Raw genomic sequence first — 21,855 nt, forward strand, 5'->3', positions numbered from 1 at the left:
GAAAGGGCAGCCATGCGTCGTGATACCCGGCGCTGTGACGGTCCCTGTCCGCTTCGCCACTCGGTACGACCGGGTCCGGTGCCGATCGGTGACAGCACCCGCTGAGGAAGGGGATCCCTTCGATCCGCTCCGTGCTTCCTCGTTCAGCGTGCCGAGCGGTCGCCGGGCTCCGGGTGTTCCAGGTGCGAGGCCAGGACCGCCGCCTGGACCCGGCGTTGAACGCCGAGTTTGGCCAGGAGGCGGGAGATGTGGTTCTTGACCGTCTTCTCCGAGAGGTAGAGCTTCTTGCCGATCTCGCGGTTGGTCAGGCCGTCGCCGATCAGGGCCAGGATGTCCCGCTCACGGGGCGACAGGCCCGCCAGCTCCGGGGCGACGGACGGCGTCTCCACCGGGTCGGCGCGCAGCGAGCGCATCAGCCGGGCCGTCGTCGCCGGGTCCAGCATCGACTGGCCCGAGGCGACCGTGCGTACGGCGGAGATCAGGTCGGAGCCCCGGATCTGCTTGAGGACATAGCCCGAGGCGCCGGCCATGATGGCGTCCAGCAGGGCCTCCTCGTCGTCGAACGACGTCAGCATCAGGCAGGCCAGCTCCGGCATCTGGCTGCGCAGCTCCCGGCAGACCGTGATGCCGTCGCCGTCCGGGAGACGGACGTCCAGCACCGCGACGTGCGGGCGCAGCGCCGGGCCCCGGACGAGCGCGTGTTCGACGGTGTCCGCGTCGCCCACCACCGAGATGTCCGGCTCGGCGTCGAGCAGATCCGTCAGACCCCGGCGCACGACCTCGTGGTCGTCGAGGAGGAACACGCGGATCGGGTTCTGCTCCGTGAACGTTCCTGGCTCGGTCATGACGCTTCCCTGTTCGGACGGCACAACGGAAGCGGCCGGCCGACCGCCCCTCCTTCCGATCATCGCGCGCCGGGGCCGGACGCACTAGGGCCGACCGGCCCCATCGGCCGCGTCGCCGGTCAGACGGCGGTGCCCGCCCCGTAGGGGGCGTACAGGTCGAGCAGCCGCGCCCGCGCGCAGCGCAGACGGTGGGCGAGGACGTCACCGACCCACTGGGACACGGCCTGGCCGAGCTCCGGGTCCTCCCGGCACAGCGACCGTACGGTTTCGGCGTCGAACTCGTACGCCCGCACCGGCGTCGTCGCCTCGGCGCCCATGTGCCACACGTGCGGGGAGAACAGCCAGGACCAGCCGAGGAGTTCGTTGTGCCGCAGGCTCTCGATGACGGCCGGGCGGCGGCCCGGGACCCGCATGCCCAGCTCGACCGTGCCGGTACGGATGATCCAGAAGCGGTCGGCCCGTGCGCCCTCCTCGAAGATCCGCGCACCCTGCGGGAAGGAGACCTCGCGGGCGAGCAGCATCAGCCGTTGCCGCTGCTCCGCGGTCAGGGCGCGCGTCATGCTGGGAGCAGGGGTGATGATCATGGCGTGCCTCCCGACGACGACCAGGGACTTTCCCCACTGTCAGCGTCCGTCCGCCGCACGTCCGGGCACCAGGGCCGTTGGGCCCCATCCCCGCGGGCCGTCCGGCTCCCGTCCCCGCCCGTAGCCCTCCACCGGGTGCTCCGGAAGGGCCGTTGGGCCCCGGACGGCGGACCTTCGGCATCGGGCGCGGCGTCCCGGACACCGCCAGGGTGAGGCACGGCGGACGGCACCGGGGACCGCGCTCGCTCACCACAGGCCCCGCCCGTCCGCCGCCCCTGGCTGTGCCGACCGGGGGGAGAGGAGGTGCGGTGGGCCCGGCGCGGCCCACCGCACCGCTCGGCACGGACCGCTTCAGGAGGGCGAGGGGAGACCATGACGCGCACCGTCACGCTCTGCGTCACCGCCGGCTGCGACGGCTCACCCGGGAGCCGCGCGGCGGCCGCGTGGGCGGCCCGCGAGGCCGGGATGCTGGGGTTGCCGCTGGTTCTCCTGCACGTCCGGGAGCCGGAGCGTTCCTCCGGTGGCGATCCTGCCCTCGGCGAGACCGCCGGGCTTCTCCGGTCCCGGCACCCGGGCCTCGACGTCCGCGTCCAGCAGGTCAGCGGACGGCCCGCCGAGGTGCTCGCCGACCTGGCGCGGGACGCCGCACTGCTCGTCCTCGGCTCCCGCGCCCCCGGCCGTGCCGGCGGACCGCTCGCCGGGTCCGTCGCCCGCGCCGTCCTGGCGCGCACCGACCGCCCGGTCGTCCTCGTCCGTGAGGGGGCCGGCGCCGGGGAGCCGTCCGCGCCGGTCGTTCTCGGGCTCGACCTCGCGCATCCCGACGCACGGCTGATCGGCTTCGCGTTCGCGGCGGCCGCCCGGCGTGACACCGTCCTGCGGATCGTGCACGACGGGGACCACCCGCGGGACGGGGACCTGTCCACGCCGTACGGCGCCGTCGCGGCCGTGCCCCGGCCGGCGTACGGGCCCCGGACCCTGCGCAGGCCCGCCGTGCCGAGCGAGGTCCTGCGGTCCTGGCGGGAGAAGCTCCCGGACGTCCTGGTCGCCGAGGAGAACCTGTGCGGCACCCCCGCCGCCCACCTGGTCGACCTCTCCCGCGACGCGTCCCTCGTCGTCATCGGCCGCCGGAGCCGCCCGGCCGGGTTCGGGGCGCGCCTCGGGCCCGTCGCCCACACCGTACTGCACCGGTCCACCGCGCCCGTCGCCGTGGTCCCGCACGACTGACCCGGGAACAGCCGCCTCTCGGAGAGGAGACCTCGTCATGAAGGGGCATCGGCGCGCACGCCCGCGAGGCACGCCCGCCGTGCCCGTCGTCCGGCCGGCCCACGCCATGCCGCACCGATCCGCCCGCCCGCCCGGTCGCCATCGTGCCCCGGCAGGAGTGAAATGCGAGGACGGGACGGAGTGAATCGCGAGGACGGGCCGGAGTGGATTCGCGAGCACCGGCCCGATTGAAACGCGAGGACGGGCGCACCCGCGCCACAGCACCCCGACCGCCGGACCACCGCACGCGAGCCGAACCGAAGACCACCGACCACGGAGATCTCTCATGTCCCAGGTGGACCCCCACCCCTCCACGGCACTCTCCGACGACGAACTGCGCACGCTGGACGCCCACTGGCGGGCCGCCAACTACCTCGCCGCCGGGCAGATCTACCTGATGGCGAACCCGCTGCTGACCGAGCCGCTGCGCCCCGAGCACATCAAGCCGCGCCTCCTCGGCCACTGGGGCACCTCGCCCGGCCTGAACCTCGTCTACACGCACCTCAACCGGGTGATCTCCGCCCGCGGCCTGGACACCCTGTGCGTGTGGGGCCCCGGACACGGCGGGCCGTCCGTCCTCGCCGGGTCCTGGCTGGACGGCAGCTACGGCGAGCACTACCCGGACGTCTCCCGCGACGCGCCCGGCATGGCGCGCCTGTTCCGGCAGTTCTCGTTCCCCGGCGGGGTGCCGAGCCATGTGGCGCCGGAGGTCCCGGGGTCCATCCACGAGGGCGGTGAGCTGGGCTATTCGCTGGCCCACGCCTACGGCGCCGCCCTCGACAACCCCGACCTGCTGGTCGCCTGCGTCATCGGCGACGGCGAGGCGGAGACCGGGCCGCTCGCCGCCTCCTGGCACTCCAACAAGTTCCTCGACCCCGTCCACGACGGTGCCGTCCTGCCGATCCTGCACCTCAACGGCTACAAGATCGCCAACCCGACCGTGCTGTCCCGGCTGCCCGAGTCCGAACTCGACGAGCTGCTGCGCGGATACGGCCACGAACCGATCCACGTCGCCGGTGACGACCCGGCCACCGTGCACCGCGCCATGGCCCGGGCCCTCGACACGGCGCTCGACCGCATCGCCCTCATGCAGCGCTCCGCCCGCGAGGACGGCGTGACCGAACGCGTCCACTGGCCGGTCATCGTGCTGCGCACCCCGAAGGGCTGGACCGGCCCCGTCGAGGTCGACGGGCTCCCCGTCGAGGGCACCTGGCGCTCCCACCAGGTCCCGCTCGCCGGTGTCCGGGACAATCCCGAGCACCTGCGCCAGCTGGAGGCCTGGCTGCGCTCCTACCGGCCGCAGGAGCTGTTCGACGCGGACGGGCGGCCCGTCGCCGACGTCCTCGCCTGTGTCCCCGAGGGCGACCGGCGGCTGGGCGCCACCCCGTACGCCAACGGCGGCCTCCTCCTGCGCGACCTGCCCGTCCCGGCCCTCGACCGCTTCGCCGTGCCCGTCGACAAGCCCGGCGTGACCCTGCACGAACCGACCCGTGTCCTCGGCGACCTGCTGGAACAGGTCATGACCGACACCCGCAAGCGCCGCGACTTCCGGGTCGTCGGCCCGGACGAGACCGCCTCCAACCGCCTCCAGGCCGTCTTCGACGCCAGCGGCAAGGCGTGGCAGGCCGCCACCCTGCCCGTCGACGAGCACCTGGACCGGCACGGCCGGGTCATGGAGGTGCTGAGCGAACATCTCTGCCAGGGCTGGCTGGAGGGGTACCTCCTGACCGGCCGGCACGGGCTGTTCTCCTGCTACGAGGCGTTCGTCCACATCGTCGACTCGATGGTCAACCAGCACATCAAGTGGCTGCGGACGTCCCGCCGGCTGCCGTGGCGGGCCCCAGTGGCGTCCCTCAACTATCTGCTGACCTCGCACGTGTGGCGCCAGGACCACAACGGCTTCTCCCACCAGGACCCCGGCTTCGTCGACCACGTCCTCAACAAGAGCCCCGAGGTCGTGCGGGTCTATCTGCCGCCGGACGCCAACACGCTGCTGTCGGTCGCGGAGCACGTCCTGCACAGCCGCGACTACGTCAACGTGATCGTGGCGGGGAAGCAGCCCTGCTTCGACTGGCTGTCCATGGACGCCGCCCGCGACCACTGCGCGCGCGGAGCGGGCATCTGGGAGTGGGCCGGCACCGAGAACGGCGGCGAACCGGACGTCGTCCTGGCCTGCGCGGGCGATGTGCCCACCCAGGAGGTGCTGGCCGCCGCGCAGCTGCTGCGCCGCCACCTGCCGCAGCTCGCGGTGCGCGTCGTCAACGTCGTCGACATGACCCGGCTGCTGCCGCACGGGGAACATCCGCACGGCATGCCCGACTTCGAGTACGACGGACTGTTCACCCGCGACAAGCCGGTGATCTTCGCCTACCACGGCTATCCGTGGCTGATCCACCGCCTCGCCTACCGGCGCGCCGGGCACCCGCAGATGCATGTGCGCGGCTACAAGGAGTCCGGCACCACGACCACGCCGTTCGACATGGTGGTCCGCAACGACCTGGACCGCTACCGGCTCGTCATGGACGTCATCGACCGCGTCCCCGGCCTCGCGGTGCGGGCCGCCGGCGTACGGCAGGCCATGGTGGACGCCCGCACCCGGCACCACGCCTGGATCCGTGAGCACGGCACCGACCTGCCCGAGGTCGCCGACTGGTCCTGGAACGCCTGACCAAAACGGTGAGAAGGGGCGCGGGGCTCAGCGCAGGGCGACCCGCGCCCCCGCTCCGGGCCCGGCCCCCGCGTCCACCGGCCGGGACAGCACGTCCGGCAGCCGGGACGTGACCTCGAAGGCGCCGCCCAGGTCCACCAGGCGCAGCATCCGCCGGAACCGGGCGCTGTCGCTGACCAGCCGGAGCCGGCCCGTGCGGGCCAGGACCCGGTTGCGGACCCGGCACAGCACCCCGAGGCCGGCGCAGTCGATGAAGGTCACGCCGCGCAGGTCGAGCACGAGATCCAGGGACGGGGCCGACGTGAGGGCGTCCAGGCGCGTCGTGAGCGAGGTCGCGGTGTCGACGTCGATGTCGCCGCGCAGCGCCACGACGGTCGGCCCGCCGACGGAACCCCGTGCCGTGGTGACGGCGAGCTCCGTGTGGTTCTCGGTCATGACATCGATCAAACCTCCGCGGGGCGCGCGGGCGACAGGGCCGAAGGTCCCTGCCGGGTGGGACCGGCGTCCCGACCTCGGGGCGGCGCCAGGGGGCCCGTCCGGCCCGTGCGGGCCTCGCCCATCCGGGTCAAGCTGGAGATGCGGGACGCACCGGACGAGTGGGGTGAGGAGCGCCATGAAGGGTTACGTGTTCCACGGCACCGGCCAGGCCGCCTGGGAGGAGGTCCCGGACCCGGCCGTGAAGGAACCCACCGACGCCGTCGTGCGCGTCGACGCGGTCACCATCTGCGGCACGGACCTGCACATCCTCAAGGGCGACGTGCCGGAGGTCCGCCCCGGCACCGTCCTCGGGCACGAGGCGGTCGGCGAGATCGTCGAGGTCGGCGGCGACGTACGGTCCGTCCGCCCCGGGGACCGCGTGCTGGTCTCCTGCATCACGGCCTGCGGGCGCTGCTCCTACTGCCGGCAGTCGGCGTACGGCCAGTGCCGGGGCGGCGGGGGCTGGATCCTCGGCCATCTGATCGACGGCACCCAGGCCGAGTACGTCCGCGTCCCCCACGCCGACCTGTCCGTGCACCCGCTGCCGGGCACCCTGTCGAACGAGGCGGCCGTGCTGCTGGCCGACATCTTCCCGACGTCGTACGAGGTCGGCGTGCTCAACGGACGGGTGCGGCCCGGCGACACCGTCGTCGTGGTCGGCGCCGGGCCGGTCGGGCTGGCGGCCGTCGCCACGGCCCGGCTGTTCTCGCCGGAGCGGATCGTGGCCGTCGACCTGGCGCCGACCCGGCTGGAGGCCGCCCGGCGGCTCGGCGCGGACGCGGTCGCCGACGCCCGCGAGACGCCCGAGCAACTGGTCGCCGACCTGACCGACGGACTCGGCGCGGACGTCGTCATCGAGGCCGTCGGCATCCCGGCGACCTTCGAGCTGTGCACCCGCATGGTCCGCCCGGGCGGGCACGTCGCCAACGTCGGCGTGCACGGCGCCCCCGCGACCCTGCACCTGGAAGACCTCTGGATCAAGAACATCACCCTCACCACGGGCCTCGTCGACACCTACTCCACGCCGACCCTGCTGCGGATGACGGCCGCCGGCCGGCTCCCCACCGCCGATCTGGTCACCCACACCTTCGTCCTCGACCAGATGCAGGAGGCGTACGACGTCTTCGCGGGCGCCGCCGACACCGGGGCCCTCAAGGTCGTCCTCGGCGGCGAGCACCACGACGAGATCCTGCCGGTGGACGCGGCCTGAGCCTGAGGGTGGGTCCAGGAGATCAGGGGAGATCTCCAGAAGGCCAGGGGAGATCTCAGGCCCCGGCCGGGCAGTCGTCCGCGGCGGTCAGCAGGATGCCGGTGACCAGGTCGGGGCGGATCCGGACCACCTGGTCCATCGCCTGGTCCACCCACGGCCGCACCAGCGCCCGGCAGCGCGCCAGGTCCTCGGGATCGGTCACCGGACGGGCGTAACCGGTCACCACCACGCTCCAGCCCAGATGCGTGCGCGGGTCGATGGCGTCCGCCTCGTAGGCGACGACCACCCCCGGGTCCCCGGCCCGCTCCGTGCGGGACGTCAGGGCGGCGCCCTCATGGGTGCGGATGACGATGTCCCCGCCGTCCAGGGCGTGGTTGACGGGACGGACCGTGGGCAGCGCGTGCCGGGTGAAGACGATCCGGCCCAGGGACACGCTGCCCAGCAGCCGCAGCGCCTCGGCGGCGTCGAGCTCGATGCGTCGGCGCGGCCCCACGAGGGGCGGCCGGGTGTCGTCGTGAACCATCGCGGGCTTCCGTCGGGGGTGGGTCGCGCGTCGTGTCGCGCCTGCACGCACGGAGCGACACCGCGGGGGATCGGTGCCGCTCCTGTCTCAACCATCCCTCGGGTCGCCGCCCGGCGCCAGGGCCGAGCGGCCCCGCGGGGGGCCCGTACGGCCCAGGTGCGGCGCACAGGCGCACGAGGCGGCCGCGCACGTCCGATTCGCTGCAGGCGCCCGGCGGCGGCCGGTAGCGTGGTCCTTGTCCGGAGCGGCCGGGTCCGGCCGCCCACGGAACCGGAGGAGACGCAGGTGGGAAGCGCCGAGACGCCGCGGCAGGCACGCATCAGGCTGCCGCAGCTGAGGCTGGACGAGTTGCTGGAGGAACTGCAGGCGCGCCTCGACGCGGCCCGCGGCACCCGCGACCGGGTGCACAGCCTTCTGGAGGCGGTGCTCTCCGTCGGCCGGGACCTGAACCTCGAACAGGCGCTGCACAGCATCGTCGAGGCGGCGGCCGTCCTCGTCGACGCCGAATACGCCGCTCTCGGGGTGATCGGCCCGGACGGCAAGCGGCTGTCCGCCTTCCACACCGTGGGCATCGGCGAGGAGCAGATCGCCCGGATCGGGCACTACCCGGAGGGCCACGGCATCCTCGGCGAGCTGATCCGCCACCCCGAGCCGCTGCGCCTGACCAAGATCTCGGAGCATCCGGCGTCGTACGGCTTCCCGCCCAACCACCCGCCGATGAACACGTTCCTCGGCGTCCCCATCCGGGTCCGCGACCAGGTGTTCGGCAATCTGTACCTCACCGAGAAGCGGGGCGGGGCCAAGTTCGACGGCGAGGACGAGTCGGTGCTGTCGACGCTGGCCGTCGCGGCCGGTGTCGCCATCGACAACGCCCGGCTGTACGAGGAGTCCCGGCAGCGGGAGCGCTGGCTGCGGGCCAGCGCCGAGATCACCCACACCCTGCTGTCCGGCGGCGGACGCGCCGAGGTGCTGCGGCTGATCGCCGAGCGGTCCGGCGAGATCACCGGCTCGTCGCTCGCCGCGGTCGGCATGCCGATGGAGGACACCGGAACCCTCTCCGTGGAGATCGCCGTGGGCCTGGACGCCGAGGCCCACCAGGGGCTCGTCCTGCCGGTCGAGGCGACGCTGATGGGGCTGGCCTTCACCGGGGCCGTGCCGGTGACCAGCGCGGCCGTCGGCGACGACCCGCGGGTCTCCCCGGAGCCGCCGCGCTTCGCCGGCCTCGGCCCGGCCGTGGCGGTGCCGATCGGCACCGCCGAGGGCGAGGTGCGGGGCGTCCTGCTGCTCGCGCGGGAGGCCGGGCAGACGGTGTTCTCGCCGTCGGAGACCGAGACCCTGCAGGCGTTCGCCGCGCAGGCCGCCGTCGCGATGGAGCTGGCGCAGCGGCGGCAGGACGCCGAGGAGGTCGCCGTCCTCAAGGACCGCGACCGGATCGCCCGCGACCTTCACGACCTGGCGATCCAGCGGCTGTTCGCGACGGGGATGACCCTGCAGAGCGCCGGCCGGTTCATCGAGCACCCCGAGGCCGCCGAACGCGTCGTGCGGGCCGTGGACGACCTCGACGAGACGATTAAGATCATCCGGTCCACGATCTTCGGGCTGCGCTCGCGCGAGGGCGGCGCCGGGTCGGGACTGCGGGCGCGGGTCGTGCGGGTCGTGGGCGAGGCCGCGCCGGTGCTGGGCTTCGCGCCCAGCGTCCGCATGGAGGGCCTGGTGGACACCGACGTGCCCCGGGAGATCGCCGACCATGTGGTGGCCGTGCTCTCCGAGGCCCTGACCAACGTCGCCCGGCACGCGCGCGCCGACCGCGTCGACGTCGCCCTCGTCGCCGAGCCCGGCCGGGTCCGCCTCGGCGTCACGGACAACGGCGTCGGCATCCCGCCCGGCGGCCGCCGCAGCGGCCTGCGCAACATGGCGGAACGGGCCCGGCAGTCGGGCGGCGACCTGGAACTGGACAGCCCGGAGGGCGGCGGCACCCGGCTGGTGTGGTGGGCCCCGCTCCCGACCGAATAGCGGTCGCCGTCCCTGTCCGGTACGCCCCGTATGGGCCGCCCGGCCCACCCCATGGGGGCCGATCGCCGCCGCCGACGACCCGTCCGCCTCTCGTGCCCCCGCCCCCTCCGGAGCGACGGTGGGATCGGAAGGCCGATGGCTGCCCGGCAGGGCAGCCGGACGGAAGGCGGTGAGGATGATGACGCTCCCTCTGATCGTGGGCGTCGACGGATCGGACCCCAGCCTGGTCGCGGTCGACTGGGCCGTGGACGAGGCCGTCCGCCACGGACTGACCCTGCGGTTGGTGCACGCCTCCCTGTGGGAGCGCTACGCGGGCACCGTGCCGACGCTGGGCGGGGGACGCTTCTCCGAGCGCGTCCTCGCCGAACACCTCGTGTCCTCCGCGGCCGAGCGGGCCGCGCGGCGGGCGCCCGGACTGAGGATCACGACGGACATCCTGCCCGCCGACGCGGTCGACGGCCTGCTGCACGAGGGTGCCAACGCCCACGCCCTGGTCGTGGGCGACCGGGGGCGGGGCGAACTGAAGGGCCTGCTGCTCGGCTCGGTGAGCCTGGCCGTCGCGGCCCGCGCCCACTGCCCCGTGATCGTGGTCCGGGGCGACGAACCGGGCATCGTGGGCCTGCACGAACGCATCCTGCTCGGCGTGGGCGACCCCGCGACCAGCGGCCGGGCGGTGGACTTCGCCGTCCGCGAGGCGGAGGCGCGCGGCTGTGTCCTGGACGCCGTACGCGCCTGGCGGCACCCCGCGCCGATCGGCGCCGAGACCGCCGGGGACGGGGACCAGGAACGGCAGGCGGCGACCCTGCTGGACGAGGCGCTGCGCGCCCCGCTGGCCGCACACCCGGACGTCCGGGTGCGCCGGGCCACCGTCGAGGGCGCGGCCCGCACGGTCCTCGTGGACCGCTCGGCCGCGGCCGACCTGGTGATCCTGGGCGCCCGCCGCCGCCACGGCCACTTCGGCCTGCAAATGGGCCGAGTCGGCCACAGGCTGCTGCACCACGCCGAGTGCCCGGTGGCGATCGTGCCGCAACTGGCGTGACCCAGCAGGGGCCGGCGCGCCCGACGAGCCGCTGCGCGCCCCGCTCGCCGGGCGGCCCGCGTGGCCTTGTCGGCCGTCGCCTGGCCGGGGCGGTCACGGGCTGCGCGTCACGCGCAGTGGCCGGTGGGGATCGTGCCGCCACTGGCGTGACGCCGGCCGGGGTGACGCGTCCCACTCGCCGGGCGCGTCGGCGCGCATGGGTGTGGGCCGACAGCGAGGCACCTGGCCGGTCGGCCCGCGCGGGCTTTCCAGGCGGCGCCTGGCCGGGTCGGTCACAGGCCGTTGTGTCACGCGCAGTGGCCGGTGCGGTCGAGTCGTGGTTGCCGATGACGCGCTGCCGGGATCGCCGTGCTCGCCGAGCTGCTGCGTGTCCCGCTCACGGGGCGCGCCTGACCGCGCGGGTGTTGCCGAGAGCCCGGCCCCTGGCCGGACGGCCCGAACGGGCTTTTCGGCCGGCGCCTGGCCGGTCGGTCACACGCTGCTGCGTCACGCGCAGTGCCCGGAGCGGTCGTGTGCCGCCGTTGCCGATGGCGCGCTGCCGGGGACGGTACGCCCGCCGAGCCGCTGCATGCCCCGTCGCCGGGCGCGCCGGAACGCCTGGGCGTCGTCAGCAATCCGGGGCGGGGCGTCCTGTCGTCCCCGGGGCCTGGGCCGGGCCCGGCACACGCACGAGCGCCTCCGCACAGTGCCCCATGGCGATCGTGCCGCAACCGGCCTGACCGACGCCTGCTGCCGGGGGCGGCCTCAAGGTCGTGGGTTCACCCGTTGCCACCGCGGGCGGGCGTCCGGGCCGCGGCGGCCCGCCGCCGCGGCGCAGCGGGGGCAGACCCGTTGGACGCGGTCCGCCGCGCCGCCCGATTCCGGGAAGATGTCCGGCCAGGGGACGTGCGCGAAGCGGGAGAGGCGGGAGCGGCTCAGAGACAGGCCGCACACGGTCTGGTTCAGGCCGGGTTCCCAGGCGTGGACCTCACCGGCGGGCAGGCGGCGCCGGCCCTCCTCCTCGTCGGTCCACTGCCCGGAGGCGGCCACGGCGTACCTCTTCGCGCGTCCCATGACGCCGCCCGGGTTCCCCGCCGGACGTGACCCAAGCACGATCACGCCCGGCGCGCGGGACGGGCGTGATCGCGGCAAGGTGGAGCCATGGTCGCTCGCGGGTTCCGGGCCCCCTCCGGGGGCCGGTCCGCCGGCCGGGACGCCGTGCGGGACGCGGAGGTGCCGGCGGGCCCTGCGACGCGCTCACCTGCGACGCACGCGGCGCACCCGTGTTGTGCCGGGGATTGTGCCCCCCAGGGCTGGGAACCCAGAGCACACCACAACCACCCGGGACCGCCCGGCGGGGGAGCCCCCTCACCCGCCGGGCAGGAGCCCGGACCCCGAGGAGAGACCCGTGACCATGCGTATCGGTGTGGAGGAAGAGTTCCACGTCCTGGAGGTGGAGAGCGGGCTGCTCGTACCGCGTGCCGAGGCGGTGCTGCGGCGCCTCCCCGGACAGACCTTCACGACCGAACTGCAACCGTGCACCGTCGAGGCCAACAGCGCCGTGCACACGTCCCTGCACGATCTGCACGCCGACCTGACCGGCATGCGCCGCCAACTGGACGCCGCCGCCTCCTCGCTGGGGCTCGCCGTCGTCGCCTCGGGCACCGCCCCGCTCGCGCCCGCCGCGTCCGCGAACCCCACCGCCGAGGACCGCTACCGGCACATGGCCGAGGAGTACCGCAGGGTCGCCGACGAGCAGCTGATCTGCGGCGCCCAGGTCCACGTCGACATCCCGGACCGCGACACCGCCGTCCAGGTCATGTGCGAGGTGTCGCCCTGGCTGCCCGCGCTGCTGGCCCTCTCCGCGAGCTCGCCGTTCTGGCAGGGCAGCGACACCGGGTACGCGAGCTGGCGCACCCTGCTGTGGCAGCGCTGGCCCACCGCCGGCCCGGCCGGCTGCTTCGCGACCGCCGCCGAGTACGACGAGGCGGTGAACGACTTCGTGCGGGCCGGGGTCATCAGCGACACCGGGATGGTCTACTACGACGTCCGGCCCTCCGACCATCTGCGCACCCTGGAGCTGCGCATCTGCGACGCCTGCCCGCGCGCGGAGACAGTGGTCCTGATCGCCGGCCTGTTCCGCGCCCTGGTCACCGAGGCCCGCGCCCGGCTCCGCAAGCGCGGCACCCCCGGCTGCGCGGGCCGGCACGAGTGGCTGCGGGGCGCGTCCTGGCGGGCCGCCCGCTCGGGCCTGGAGGGCACGCTCGTCGACCCCGAGACACACCGGGAGGCCTCCGCGCGCCAGGTCGTACGGAAGCTGCTGCTGCGGCTGCGCCCCGCCCTGGAGGCGCACGGCGACTGGGGGACCGTCCGCGAGCTGGCGGAGGAGACCCTCGCCGAGGGCTCGGCGGCCCGCCGGATGCGCCGCACGGCCCGCCGGGAGGACCTGCTGGGCTGTGTCGACATGCTGATCGCCGAGACCCGTGGCGAGCGCGGCGGCCGCGGCCCCGCGCGCACCGCGCCGCCCCGGACCCTGGTGGCGCCGTCGCGTCCGCTGGCCGGTCCGGAGGCCCCGGACGTCGTCGGCCGCTGACGCGCCGGGGACCGGTCCGCGCCCCCGGCGCGCCCCGGTCCCGTACGGCGTCCGTCCTGTCCCCGAACAGAGAGGATCCCCCCATGCGTTCCGTCACCGCCGAGGCCGCCGCCCCAGGTCGCGCACCGGCTCCTCCGCCCTCCCGGGCAGGAGCGGGTGCCCGGAAGGGAGGCGTCACCGCATGTGCGGGCTGAGCGGGGAGATCCGCTTCGACGGGCAGCCGGCCGACCTGACGGCTGTCGAGCGCATGAACGAACAGCTCGTGGGGCGGGGCCCCGACGGGCAGGGCACCTGGCACCGGGGGCCCGTCGCCCTCGGTCACCGGCGGCTGAAGATCATCGACCTGACGGACCGCGGCGCCCAGCCGATGACCGACGCCCGCGCCGCGCTCACCGGCGTCTTCAACGGCTGCGTCTACAACTACCCGGAGCTGCGCGAGGAGCTGCGCGCCCTGGGGCACCGCTTCGCGTCGACGTCCGACACCGAGGTCGTCCTCAAGGCGTACCAGCAGTGGGGCACGCACTGCGTCGACCACTTCAAGGGCATGTTCGCCTTCGCGATCCTCGAGCACCGCACCGGGCGGCTCGTCCTCGCCCGCGACCGGCTCGGCATCAAGCCCCTGTACCTGGCCCGCACCCCCGGCCGGCTGCGGTTCGCCTCCTCCCTGCCCGCGCTCCTCGCCGCGGGCGACGTGGACACCTCCCTGGACCCGGCCGCCCTGCACCAGTACCTGAGCTGGCACGCCACGGTCGCGGCGCCGCGCACCGTCCTCAACGGCGTCCGCAAGCTCCCGCCGGCCACCGTGCGGGTCGTCGAGCCGGACGGCACCCACCGGGACCACTGCTACTGGCAGCCGTCGTACACCCGCCGCGACGCGTACGCCGGCATGAGCGCGGACGAGTGGCGGGACGCGGTGCTGGAGGCGCTGCGCACGGCGGTCCGGCGCCGCATGGTCGCCGACGTGCCGGTCGGCGTCCTGCTCTCCGGCGGCCTCGACTCCAGCCTGATCGTCGCCCTGCTGGCCGACGAGGGACAGCGCGGCCTGAAGACGTTCAGCGTCGGCTTCGAGTCGGAGGGCGGCGAGGAGGGCGACGAGTTCGCGTACTCGGACCTGGTGGCCGGCGAGTTCGGCACCGACCACCGGCGGCTGATGGTCCCCTCCCACCGGGTCTCGGCCGCCCTGGAGGGCGCCGTCCAGGCGATGAGCGAGCCGATGATCAGCCATGACGTCGTCGCCTTCCACCTGCTCGCCGAGCAGGTGTCGAAGGAGGTCAAGGTCGTCCAGAGCGGCCAGGGCGCCGACGAGGTCTTCGCGGGCTACCACTGGTACCCGCGCCTGGCGGACACCACCCGCGACGACGAGCCGCGCCGCTACGCCGACGTGTACTTCGACCGGTCCCACGACGACATCGCCCGCATCCTGCGGCCCGACCTCCTCGCGGACCACGACGTCTCCGGCCGGTTCGTCGACGCGCACATGGCCGTCCCCGGCGCCGAAACCGCCCTGGACGCGGCGCTGCGCCTGGACACGCACGTCATGCTGGTGGACGACCCGGTGAAACGGGTCGACAACATGACGATGGCCTGGGGCCTGGAGGCGCGTGTGCCGTTCCTCGACCACGAGCTGGTCGAATTGGCCGCGGCCTGCCCGCCGGAGCTGAAACTGGCCGACGGCGGCAAGGGCGTCCTCAAGGCGGCGGGCCGCAAGCTCCTGCCGGTGGACGTCGTCGACCGGCCGAAGGGCTACTTCCCGGTGCCGGCCATCCGGCACATGGCGGGCCCCGTCCTGGCGCGGGTGCGCGACGCCCTGGAGGCACCCGAGGCCAGGCGGCGCGGGCTGTTCCGGCAGTCCTACGTCGACGAACTCCTCGCGGCGCCCGACGAGCACCGGACCCGGCGGGGCAACAACGCCCTGTGGCAGATCGCGTTGCTGGAGATATGGCTGCAGACGCACGGAATCAAGTGACCGGCCCCGGCGGCGGCCCGGCGCCGCGCCTCCTGCCGTTCCGCCCGGCCCCGGGCCCGTCCCCCGCGTGGCAGACGATGAGTCCGCCGGCGGAGAACCCGCCGGGGGAGGGCCGGCCGGCCGAGCGGGGCGGCGCCGACCGGACCGTCGCCCCGGAGCCCATGCAGCTGCCCGGTGCGGGCGGCCCGCGCGACGCCGTGACGCGGCTGCGCGCCCACGGCTGCTGGTACCCCTCCGCCGACCCCACCGGCACCGAGGTCGCCTTCATCTGCGACCGCGGCGGCGTCCCCCAGCTCTGGGCGGGGCCCGTCGGCGGCGAGGACGTACGGCTCCTGGACGCGTCGCCGGACCCCGTCAAGGAGGTGTCCTGGTCGCCGGACGGCCGCTGGATCGCGTACACCACGGCGCCGGGCGGCGGCGAGCACACCCGCGTCCTGTGCGTCCACCCCGACGGCTCCGGACGGCGGCTCCTCGCGGGCGCCGACCCGGCGGGCTCCGCCTACCTGGGCCGCTGGGCGCACGACGGCTCGACGGTCTCCGTCACCGTGGCCGCCGGCATGGCGCCCGCCTCCGCCGGGCCCGACCACGAGGGCGCCCCCGGGACGCCGGCCGAGTGGACGGAACGGGACGGGCACGCCACCCTCCTCGGCCCCCTCGCCTACGACGCCGTGACGGGACCGCGGCCGGACGGCGGCCCCGCCCTCCTCACCGCCCCGGCCGACCGGGCCGTCCGTACCGAAGGCGGCGTGTCCGTCTACCTGATCGACCCCGACGGCCTGGCGTCCCCGGTGCTGATCTCCACCGAGACGCACGCGGCGTCCCTGCGGGTCTGCGACCTCAGCCGCGACGGCCGCCTCGTGCTGCTGCGCCGGGGCCCCCGCGGACGCCGGGAGGCGGTGGTGCGGCGCATTGCCGACGCGGAGGCCACCCTCGTGATGCCGGTCGCCGACGGCGACCCGTGGATCGGCCGGTTCTCCTCCGACGCGCGCACCCTGTGGCTGCGCAGCGACGCCGACCGGGAGTTCGCGGCCCTCGTCGCCGTCGAACTGGACGAGGACGGCGGGCCGCGCGGCGCGTCCGTCCTCGCCGAGCGCGACGGCAACGACCTGGAACTGCTGACCCTGGCCCACGACGGCACCACCGCAGTCCTGGCCTGGAACGTGCAGGGCGCCAGCGAACTCGAGGTCGTCGAGACCTCACCGCCCGGCCAGGCCCCCGGCACCCTCGGCCCGCTCCGCCCGGTCCCGCTGCCCCACGAGGTGGTCACCCGGGTCGCGACGGCGGGCCCCGGCCGGCTGCTGCTGGCCCTGTCCGGGTCGCAGCGCCGCCCCGGCATCTGGTGGGTCCACGAGGGCGTGGCCTCGCTGCGCACCCCCTGGTCGGCCCGCGACGAGGACGCCGTCCCGCCGGGCCGCCCGCCGGTACGCCCTGTGCCCCTGCGGCTCACCGCCCGCGACGGGCTGCCCCTGAGCGGCTGGTACTACCGGGCGCCGGGACGCGGCCCGGACGTACCGGCACCCTGCGTCATCCATCTGCACGGCGGCCCCGAGGAACAGGAACGGCCGGTCTTCAACCCGCTCTACCACGAACTCCTCGGGCGCGGCCTCGACGTCTTCGCACCCGATGTGCGCGGTTCCCTGGGGCACGGCAGGTCGTTCGTCGACGCCGACCTCGGCGCCGGCCGCTTCGGCGCCCTGGACGACGTCGCGGACTGCGCGGCCCACGCGGTCGTCGCGGGCCCCGCCGACCCGACCCGGCTGGCGGTCATGGGCCGTTCGTACGGCGGCTATCTGACGTTCGCGTCCGTGGTGTGGCACCCGGACCTGTTCCGTACGGCGGTCGCGGTCTGCGGCATGTCGGACTTCCTGACGTTCTTCGCCGGGACCGAGCCCTGGATCGCGGAGTCCGCCGCGCACAAGTACGGGCATCCGGAACGCGACCGCGCCCTGCTGCGCAGCCTGTCGCCGATGAGCCGGATCGACGCGCTGCGCGCCCCGGTCCTCGCCGTCCACGGGGAACACGACACCAACGTGCCGCCGGGGGAGTCCCAGCAGTTCGTCCGGGCCGCGCGCGAACGGGGCGTCGAGGCCGAACTGCTGATGCTGCGCGACGAGGGGCACGACTTCCTGCGGGCGGAGAACCGCCGGCTGTTCCGCCGGGCCGCGGGCGACTGGCTCCAGAGCCACCTGGGCCTGTGACCCGTCCCCGGGCCGCCGCCGGGCCGGTCAGGCGGCCGTGGTGAGCGCGGTGGCCGTCGCGATGGCGGTGTGCGCGCGGGCGTGGATGACCATACGGATGCCGTGGGTGTCGGCGTTGGCGTCGAGCAGACGCCGGGCCGGGGCGCTGTGGGTGGCGACGAACGTCACCAGGTCGAGGTGGCTGCACAGCCGGTGCACGCGCAGCACCACGCTCACCGCCGCCTCGGTCGCCGCCGGTTCGTCCAGGACGATGACCACGGACGACGGCCTGACCCCCTGCACGAGATCGCTGATCTGCGTGAGCAGCGCGGCCCGCCCGCCGATCCCCGGGTCCTCGAGCACCGTGATGACCAGTACGCCTCGTTCGACGGTGTGAGACAGCATCACGGCCCCAGTCCCTTCCACGGCGAATCAGTCCATAGTCGGACTACCCGATATTCTGCGCACAATGCGGCATGTTCCGCGGGTCGAGCGCCCCGTCCGGGCGGCGTGAGGCGGCCCGCAGCGCCCGCCCCCGCGCCGCGTACCAGCCGGCCCCCACCACGACCGCCGTCGCCAGCGCCACCGCGTCGCCGCCGTAGTACATGACCTGCGCTCCGGCCCGCAGATCGCCCGTGGCGACGTCGAGGCCGGGCGGCGGGGCCGCGTACAGCGTCTTGGCGAGCACCCCGTGCACGGCGCCCGCGACCAGCAGCGTGCCGCCCCGCACGGCCGCGCCCCAGCGGCGGCGCACCGGGTCGAGCCCGCACACGGCGAACGCGAACAGCGCCCCGGCGGCCAGGACATGGACGTGCACCAGCAGACGCACGAGGGGCAGGTGGGCCGTCGCCGCGAACAACCCCGTCCGGTACAGCAGCCACAGACCCCCGACGTCCAGCAGGGCCGCCACCGGCGGGAACGTCAGCCACCCGGCGACACGGAGACGGGTCAGCGCGAGCAGGGACCGCCGTACGCCACCGGGCGGCAGGGCGCGCAGCGCGAGGGTGAGCGGGCGGGCCGTCACCAGCAGCAGCGGGGCGGCCATCCCCAGGACGACGTGCTGGACCATGTGCCCGGTGAACGGCCCACCCGGCGCGGCGCCCAGCCCCACCCAGGCCACGGCACCACCGCCCGCCACGAACGACAGGTCCCGCCACCAGGACCAGACGTCCCCACGCCGCCGCAACCGCCGGGCCGCCAGCAGATAACAGACGGCCGCCAGCAGCGCGGCGAGGGCCGGCAGCGGCTCGGCGGCGGAAGGAACCCCGGAGTGGGCGTGCGCGAGGCTCACGACATCCGCCCCGCGCGGCCCGCCCGCACCGCGAGGACGAAGCCGGCGAGCAGCAGGGCCAGCCCGGCCAGGTTCCACGCCCAGTCGTACGGGGTGACGTCGACGCCGTAGCGCACCTGGTGCACGCGCAGCAGCTTGTGGTCCACGATCCCGTCGAACAGCTGGAAGCCGCCCGCCCCCATCAGGAACCCCGCACGGGCGTACGCCGGGGCCATCGCCCCACGGCGGCGCAGGTCGGCGTGGAGGAAGACCCCGGCGACCAGCGCCAGCAGTTCGGCGCTGTGCAGCAGCCCGTCGGACAGCAGGCCCACGGAACCGGTCGAACGGTCGTAGAAGTGGTGCCAGCCGAGCAGCTGGTGGAAGACGATCTCGTCGACCGCGGCCATCACCGCCGCGCCGATCAGCACCCAGACGGCCGCCGACCGCCGGGGCTCGGCGCGGGGGACCGGTTCGTTCATCGCTGTCGCCCTCCCTGCTCGTACGTCCCGCTCCTCGTGCCCGTGCCGCACGGGTGAGCGCCGGGCCGACGGGTACCCGGCAGGGCATGTTCACGCGCGCACTGTGGCAGGGGCTCGTCGCCGGAGCCGCCGGGGGAGTCGTCATGACGCTCGGCGAGAAGATCGAGCAGGCCGTCACCGGCCGCCCCGACTCCCATGTGCCCGGACGGGTGCTGGCCCGTCTGACCGGGCTGCCCGAACGGGAGGGACGGCAGCCCCTGCCGGTGAACTGGGCGATGCACTTCGGGCAGGCCGCCCTCCTCGGCGTGCTGCGCTCGGTGATGGCCCAGGCCGGACTGCGCGGACCGGCCGCCTCCGCCCAGTTCACCGTCGTCCGCGTCACCAACGACCAGATCCTGGAGAACGCGACCGGCGTCGGCGCCCCGCCTCCCACCTGGCCCGCGCCGAACTCGTCGTGGACCTGCTGCACAAGACCGTCTACGGCTTCGCCACCGGCGTCGTCGCCGACGCGCTGGCCGCCCGTGACGGCCGGGGACCGGGACAGCGCCACGCGGCGGCCCGCCCCGGCCGCCGTACGGACGCTGGACCGCTGCCGAGGGGCGACTCCCGCGGCCGGTGAGCCGCCGCCCACGGCGTCGTCACCGGCCCAGCAGCGACACCAGCGCGCCCGCACCGCCCGTACCGGAGACGAGGGCGCACGCGGCGAGCGCGTACCGCCGGAGCAGGGCCCGGCGCAGCTCGGCGTACCGGGCCTCGTACTCCTCGCGCAGCTGACCGGCCCGTTCCGCCGTGGCGCGCAGCGTCCGCCGGGTGAGGTCGACACGCTGCTGCACGTAGTGCCGGGAGACGTCCTCGGCCTGAGCGGTCGTCAGCCAGGGCAGCCGCGCGCACAACTCGGCGGCCTCCCGGCACGCCTGGACATGGTGGTCGTGCACCAGCAGATAGCCCGCGGCCTCGTCGGCGAGCGCGCTGTCCGCCTCGCCCGCGCGCGCGTCGTGCCGGCCGGGCCTCACTGCTGCGAACCCTCGTGGCCCTCGGCGTCGAGAGCGTCGCGCTTGCCGGTGTACTCCTTCTGGTCCAGTTGCGCCACGGCCGGGTGGTGCAGGTCGAAGGCCGGGGACTCGGAGCGGATGCGCGGCAGGGTGACGAAGTTGTGCCGGGGCGGCGGGCAGGACGTGGCCCACTCCAGCGAACGGCCGTACCCCCAGGGGTCGTCGACCTCGACCCGCTCGCCCTTGTGGGCGGTCTTCCACACGTTGTACAGGAACGGCAGCGTGGACAGGCCCAGGATGAAGGACCCGATGGTGGACACGGTGTTCAGCGCCGTGAAGCCGTCGGCGGCGAGGTAGTCGGCGTACCGGCGGGGCATGCCCTCCGCGCCCAGCCAGTGCTGTACCAGGAACGTCGTGTGGAAACCGACGAACAGCGTCCAGAAGTGGATCTTCTCCAGGCGTGCGTCGAGCATCGTGCCGGTCATCTTGGGCCACCAGAAGCTGAACCCGGCGAACATGGCGAACACGACCGTGCCGAAGACGACGTAGTGGAAATGGGCGACGACGAAGTAGGAGTCGGTGACGTGGAAGTCCAGCGGGGGCGAGGCGAGCAGGACGCCGGTCAGACCGCCGAAGAGGAACGTCACCAGGAAGCCCACCGCCCACAGCATGGGTGGTTCGAAGGAGATCGAGCCCTTCCACAGGGTGCCGATCCAGTTGAAGAACTTCACGCCGGTGGGCACGGCGATGAGGAAGCTCATGAACGAGAAGAACGGCAGCAGGACGGCCCCCGTGGCGAACATGTGGTGGGCCCATACGGTCACGGACAGACCGGTGATGGCGATGGTCGCGCCCACCAGGCCCATGTAGCCGAAGACCGGCTTGCGGGAGAACACCGGGAAGATCTCGGTGACCACACCGAAGAACGGCAGCGCCAGGATGTACACCTCGGGATGCCCGAAGAACCAGAACAGGTGCTGCCACAGGATGGCGCCGCCGTTCTCCGGGTCGAAGACCTGCGCGCCGAACTTCCGGTCCGCCTCCAGCACCAGCAGCGCTGCGGCGAGGACGGGAAAGGCGAGCAGCACCAGTACCGAGGTGAGCAGCACGTTCCAGGTGAAGATCGGCATCCGGAACATCGTCATGCCGGGCGCGCGCATGCAGATGATGGTGGTGATGAAGTTGACCGCGCCGAGGATCGTGCCGAAGCCGGAGAGCGCCAGACCCATGATCCACAGGTCACCCCCGACGTGCGTGGTGCGCTCGCCTCCGCTGAGCGGGGTGTAGGCCGTCCAGCCGAAGTCGGCGGCGCCGTCCGGCGTGAGGAAGGCCGAGAAGGCGATGAGCCCGCCGAGCGCGAACAGCCAGTACGAGAACATGTTCAGCCGTGGGAAGGCCACGTCCGGGGAGCCGATCTGCAACGGCATGATGGCGTTGGCGAACCCGGCGAACGTCGGGGTCGCGAAGAGCAGCAGCATGATCGTGCCGTGCATCGTGAACGACTGGTTGTACTGCTCGCTGGACATGATCTGCAGTCCCGGCCGGGCCAGTTCCGCCCGGATGAGCATCGCGAGCAGACCGCCCACCAGGAAGAACGCGAACGACGTGATCAGATAGAGGTGACCGATCTTCTTGTGGTCCGTCGTGGTGATCCAGCTGATGATCACCTCCCCTCTGCTGCGGGGCTCCGCCGCGGGCACGGGGGACACGGGCTCGGTCTGGATCGCCATCAGTTCTCGCAATCGGCACAGGCGTTGACGGGCGGCGGCTCGGTTCT

At 74.3% G+C, this 21,855-nt stretch carries 19 protein-coding genes; 9 read left to right on the forward strand and 10 right to left on the reverse strand.

Annotated features, from left to right (window positions below; genetic code table 11):
* Window positions 1-143 precede the first annotated feature (143 nt).
* The gene (locus tag F8R89_RS32290; RefSeq protein WP_151787296.1) at window positions 144-845 is read right to left on the reverse strand and encodes a response regulator; all 702 of its coding nucleotides are present in this window, start codon (window positions 843-845) and stop codon (window positions 144-146) included.
* Between the two features lie 119 nt (window positions 846-964).
* A complete protein-coding gene (locus tag F8R89_RS32295) occupies window positions 965-1,429 on the reverse strand; it encodes a cyclic nucleotide-binding domain-containing protein (protein WP_151787297.1) in 465 nt (154 codons plus the stop codon).
* 372 nt (window positions 1,430-1,801) lie between these two features.
* Between F8R89_RS32295 and F8R89_RS32300 the strand changes: the two genes are divergently transcribed.
* The gene (locus F8R89_RS32300) at window positions 1,802-2,653 is read left to right on the forward strand and encodes a universal stress protein (RefSeq protein WP_151787298.1); all 852 of its coding nucleotides are present in this window, start codon (window positions 1,802-1,804) and stop codon (window positions 2,651-2,653) included.
* A 325-nt stretch (window positions 2,654-2,978) separates the two neighbouring features.
* Entirely contained in the window at window positions 2,979-5,360 is a 2,382-nt protein-coding gene (locus tag F8R89_RS32305) for a phosphoketolase (protein WP_151787299.1), read from the forward strand.
* A 27-nt stretch (window positions 5,361-5,387) separates the two neighbouring features.
* Here F8R89_RS32305 and F8R89_RS32310 read toward each other — a convergent pair whose 3' ends face one another.
* Window positions 5,388-5,795 (reverse strand): STAS domain-containing protein, encoded by a 408-nt coding sequence (locus tag F8R89_RS32310; RefSeq protein ID WP_151787300.1) that lies wholly within the window; start codon window positions 5,793-5,795, stop codon window positions 5,388-5,390.
* A gap of 178 nt (window positions 5,796-5,973) precedes the next feature.
* On the opposite strand from F8R89_RS32310, the gene F8R89_RS32315 reads away from it, so the two are divergent.
* The gene (locus tag F8R89_RS32315; RefSeq protein WP_151787301.1) at window positions 5,974-7,047 is read left to right on the forward strand and encodes a zinc-dependent alcohol dehydrogenase family protein; all 1,074 of its coding nucleotides are present in this window, start codon (window positions 5,974-5,976) and stop codon (window positions 7,045-7,047) included.
* 55 nt (window positions 7,048-7,102) lie between these two features.
* Here the strand turns inward: F8R89_RS32315 and F8R89_RS32320 are convergent, their stop codons facing one another.
* On the reverse strand, window positions 7,103-7,570 hold the full coding sequence (locus tag F8R89_RS32320; protein ID WP_151787302.1) for a pyridoxamine 5'-phosphate oxidase family protein: 468 nt from the start codon (window positions 7,568-7,570) through the stop codon (window positions 7,103-7,105).
* 285 nt (window positions 7,571-7,855) lie between these two features.
* Here F8R89_RS32320 and F8R89_RS32325 point away from each other — a divergent pair, with 285 nt between their 5' ends.
* Both F8R89_RS32325 and F8R89_RS32330 read left to right on the forward strand, forming a co-directional pair.
* Complete coding sequence (locus F8R89_RS32325) at window positions 7,856-9,583, forward strand: GAF domain-containing sensor histidine kinase (protein WP_151787303.1); 1,728 nt, start codon at window positions 7,856-7,858, stop codon at window positions 9,581-9,583.
* 178 nt (window positions 9,584-9,761) lie between these two features.
* Window positions 9,762-10,622, forward strand: coding sequence for a universal stress protein (locus F8R89_RS32330; protein ID WP_151788371.1), 861 nt, complete (start codon window positions 9,762-9,764; stop codon window positions 10,620-10,622).
* 744 nt (window positions 10,623-11,366) lie between these two features.
* Here the strand turns inward: F8R89_RS32330 and F8R89_RS32335 are convergent.
* Window positions 11,367-11,675, reverse strand: coding sequence for a hypothetical protein (locus F8R89_RS32335; protein ID WP_151787304.1), 309 nt, complete (start codon window positions 11,673-11,675; stop codon window positions 11,367-11,369).
* A 340-nt stretch (window positions 11,676-12,015) separates the two neighbouring features.
* Here F8R89_RS32335 and F8R89_RS32340 point away from each other — a divergent pair, with 340 nt between their 5' ends.
* The 3 genes from F8R89_RS32340 to F8R89_RS32350 all read left to right on the forward strand — a co-directional run bounded on the left by F8R89_RS32340 (window position 12,016) and on the right by F8R89_RS32350 (window position 17,358).
* Entirely contained in the window at window positions 12,016-13,194 is a 1,179-nt protein-coding gene (locus F8R89_RS32340) for a glutamate--cysteine ligase (protein WP_151788372.1), read from the forward strand.
* 181 nt (window positions 13,195-13,375) lie between these two features.
* A complete protein-coding gene (locus F8R89_RS32345) occupies window positions 13,376-15,160 on the forward strand; it encodes an N-acetylglutaminylglutamine amidotransferase (protein WP_151787305.1) in 1,785 nt (594 codons plus the stop codon).
* 77 nt (window positions 15,161-15,237) lie between these two features.
* Window positions 15,238-17,358, forward strand: coding sequence for a S9 family peptidase (locus F8R89_RS32350; protein WP_413251280.1), 2,121 nt, complete (start codon window positions 15,238-15,240; stop codon window positions 17,356-17,358).
* Window positions 17,359-17,385: 27 nt separating this feature from the next.
* Here F8R89_RS32350 and F8R89_RS32355 read toward each other — a convergent pair whose 3' ends face one another.
* From F8R89_RS32355 to F8R89_RS32365, 3 genes are read right to left on the reverse strand one after another with little or no spacing between them, the layout of a single operon-like run.
* The gene (locus tag F8R89_RS32355) at window positions 17,386-17,742 is read right to left on the reverse strand and encodes a hypothetical protein (protein ID WP_151788373.1); all 357 of its coding nucleotides are present in this window, start codon (window positions 17,740-17,742) and stop codon (window positions 17,386-17,388) included.
* Between the two features lie 43 nt (window positions 17,743-17,785).
* On the reverse strand, window positions 17,786-18,628 hold the full coding sequence (locus F8R89_RS32360; RefSeq protein ID WP_151787307.1) for a cytochrome c oxidase assembly protein: 843 nt from the start codon (window positions 18,626-18,628) through the stop codon (window positions 17,786-17,788).
* Window positions 18,625-19,086 carry a DUF2243 domain-containing protein gene (locus F8R89_RS32365; protein WP_151787308.1) on the reverse strand — a complete coding sequence of 154 codons (462 nt, stop codon included), beginning with the start codon at window positions 19,084-19,086 and terminating at the stop codon, window positions 18,625-18,627. Before F8R89_RS32365 ends, F8R89_RS32360 begins: the two co-directional genes overlap by 4 nt.
* Window positions 19,087-19,540: 454 nt before the next feature.
* Between F8R89_RS32365 and F8R89_RS36960 the strand changes: the two genes are divergently transcribed.
* Window positions 19,541-19,705 (forward strand): hypothetical protein, encoded by a 165-nt coding sequence (locus F8R89_RS36960; RefSeq protein WP_225994559.1) that lies wholly within the window; start codon window positions 19,541-19,543, stop codon window positions 19,703-19,705.
* 19 nt (window positions 19,706-19,724) lie between these two features.
* Here F8R89_RS36960 and F8R89_RS32375 read toward each other — a convergent pair whose 3' ends face one another.
* Window positions 19,725-20,099, reverse strand: a complete 375-nt coding sequence (locus F8R89_RS32375; RefSeq protein ID WP_192806291.1) for a hypothetical protein — start codon at window positions 20,097-20,099, stop codon at window positions 19,725-19,727.
* The gene (gene ctaD, locus F8R89_RS32380) at window positions 20,096-21,808 is read right to left on the reverse strand and encodes a cytochrome c oxidase subunit I (protein WP_151787309.1); all 1,713 of its coding nucleotides are present in this window, start codon (window positions 21,806-21,808) and stop codon (window positions 20,096-20,098) included. The genes F8R89_RS32375 and ctaD overlap by 4 nt, the downstream gene beginning before the upstream one ends.
* Window positions 21,809-21,855 lie beyond the last annotated feature (47 nt).

Source organism: Streptomyces sp. SS1-1, assembly GCF_008973465.1.
GTDB lineage: Bacteria > Actinomycetota > Actinomycetes > Streptomycetales > Streptomycetaceae > Streptomyces.

Coding starts and splice junctions, on each gene's coding strand:
- F8R89_RS32290 (WP_151787296.1), bottom strand. CDS start 845: ATGACCGAGCCAGGAACGTTCACGGAGCAGAACCCGATCCGCGTGTTC.
- F8R89_RS32305 (WP_151787299.1), top strand. CDS start 2,979: ATGTCCCAGGTGGACCCCCACCCCTCCACGGCACTCTCCGACGACGAA.
- F8R89_RS32315 (WP_151787301.1), top strand. CDS start 5,974: ATGAAGGGTTACGTGTTCCACGGCACCGGCCAGGCCGCCTGGGAGGAG.
- ctaD (WP_151787309.1), bottom strand. CDS start 21,808: ATGGCGATCCAGACCGAGCCCGTGTCCCCCGTGCCCGCGGCGGAGCCC.
- F8R89_RS32365 (WP_151787308.1), bottom strand. CDS start 19,086: ATGAACGAACCGGTCCCCCGCGCCGAGCCCCGGCGGTCGGCGGCCGTC.
- F8R89_RS32310 (WP_151787300.1), bottom strand. CDS start 5,795: ATGACCGAGAACCACACGGAGCTCGCCGTCACCACGGCACGGGGTTCC.
- F8R89_RS32340 (WP_151788372.1), top strand. CDS start 12,016: ATGCGTATCGGTGTGGAGGAAGAGTTCCACGTCCTGGAGGTGGAGAGC.
- F8R89_RS32330 (WP_151788371.1), top strand. CDS start 9,762: ATGACGCTCCCTCTGATCGTGGGCGTCGACGGATCGGACCCCAGCCTG.
- F8R89_RS32345 (WP_151787305.1), top strand. CDS start 13,376: ATGTGCGGGCTGAGCGGGGAGATCCGCTTCGACGGGCAGCCGGCCGAC.
- F8R89_RS32350 (WP_413251280.1), top strand. CDS start 15,238: ATGAGTCCGCCGGCGGAGAACCCGCCGGGGGAGGGCCGGCCGGCCGAG.
- F8R89_RS32335 (WP_151787304.1), bottom strand. CDS start 11,675: ATGGGACGCGCGAAGAGGTACGCCGTGGCCGCCTCCGGGCAGTGGACC.
- F8R89_RS32300 (WP_151787298.1), top strand. CDS start 1,802: ATGACGCGCACCGTCACGCTCTGCGTCACCGCCGGCTGCGACGGCTCA.
- F8R89_RS32355 (WP_151788373.1), bottom strand. CDS start 17,742: ATGCTGTCTCACACCGTCGAACGAGGCGTACTGGTCATCACGGTGCTC.
- F8R89_RS32320 (WP_151787302.1), bottom strand. CDS start 7,570: ATGGTTCACGACGACACCCGGCCGCCCCTCGTGGGGCCGCGCCGACGC.
- F8R89_RS32295 (WP_151787297.1), bottom strand. CDS start 1,429: ATGATCATCACCCCTGCTCCCAGCATGACGCGCGCCCTGACCGCGGAG.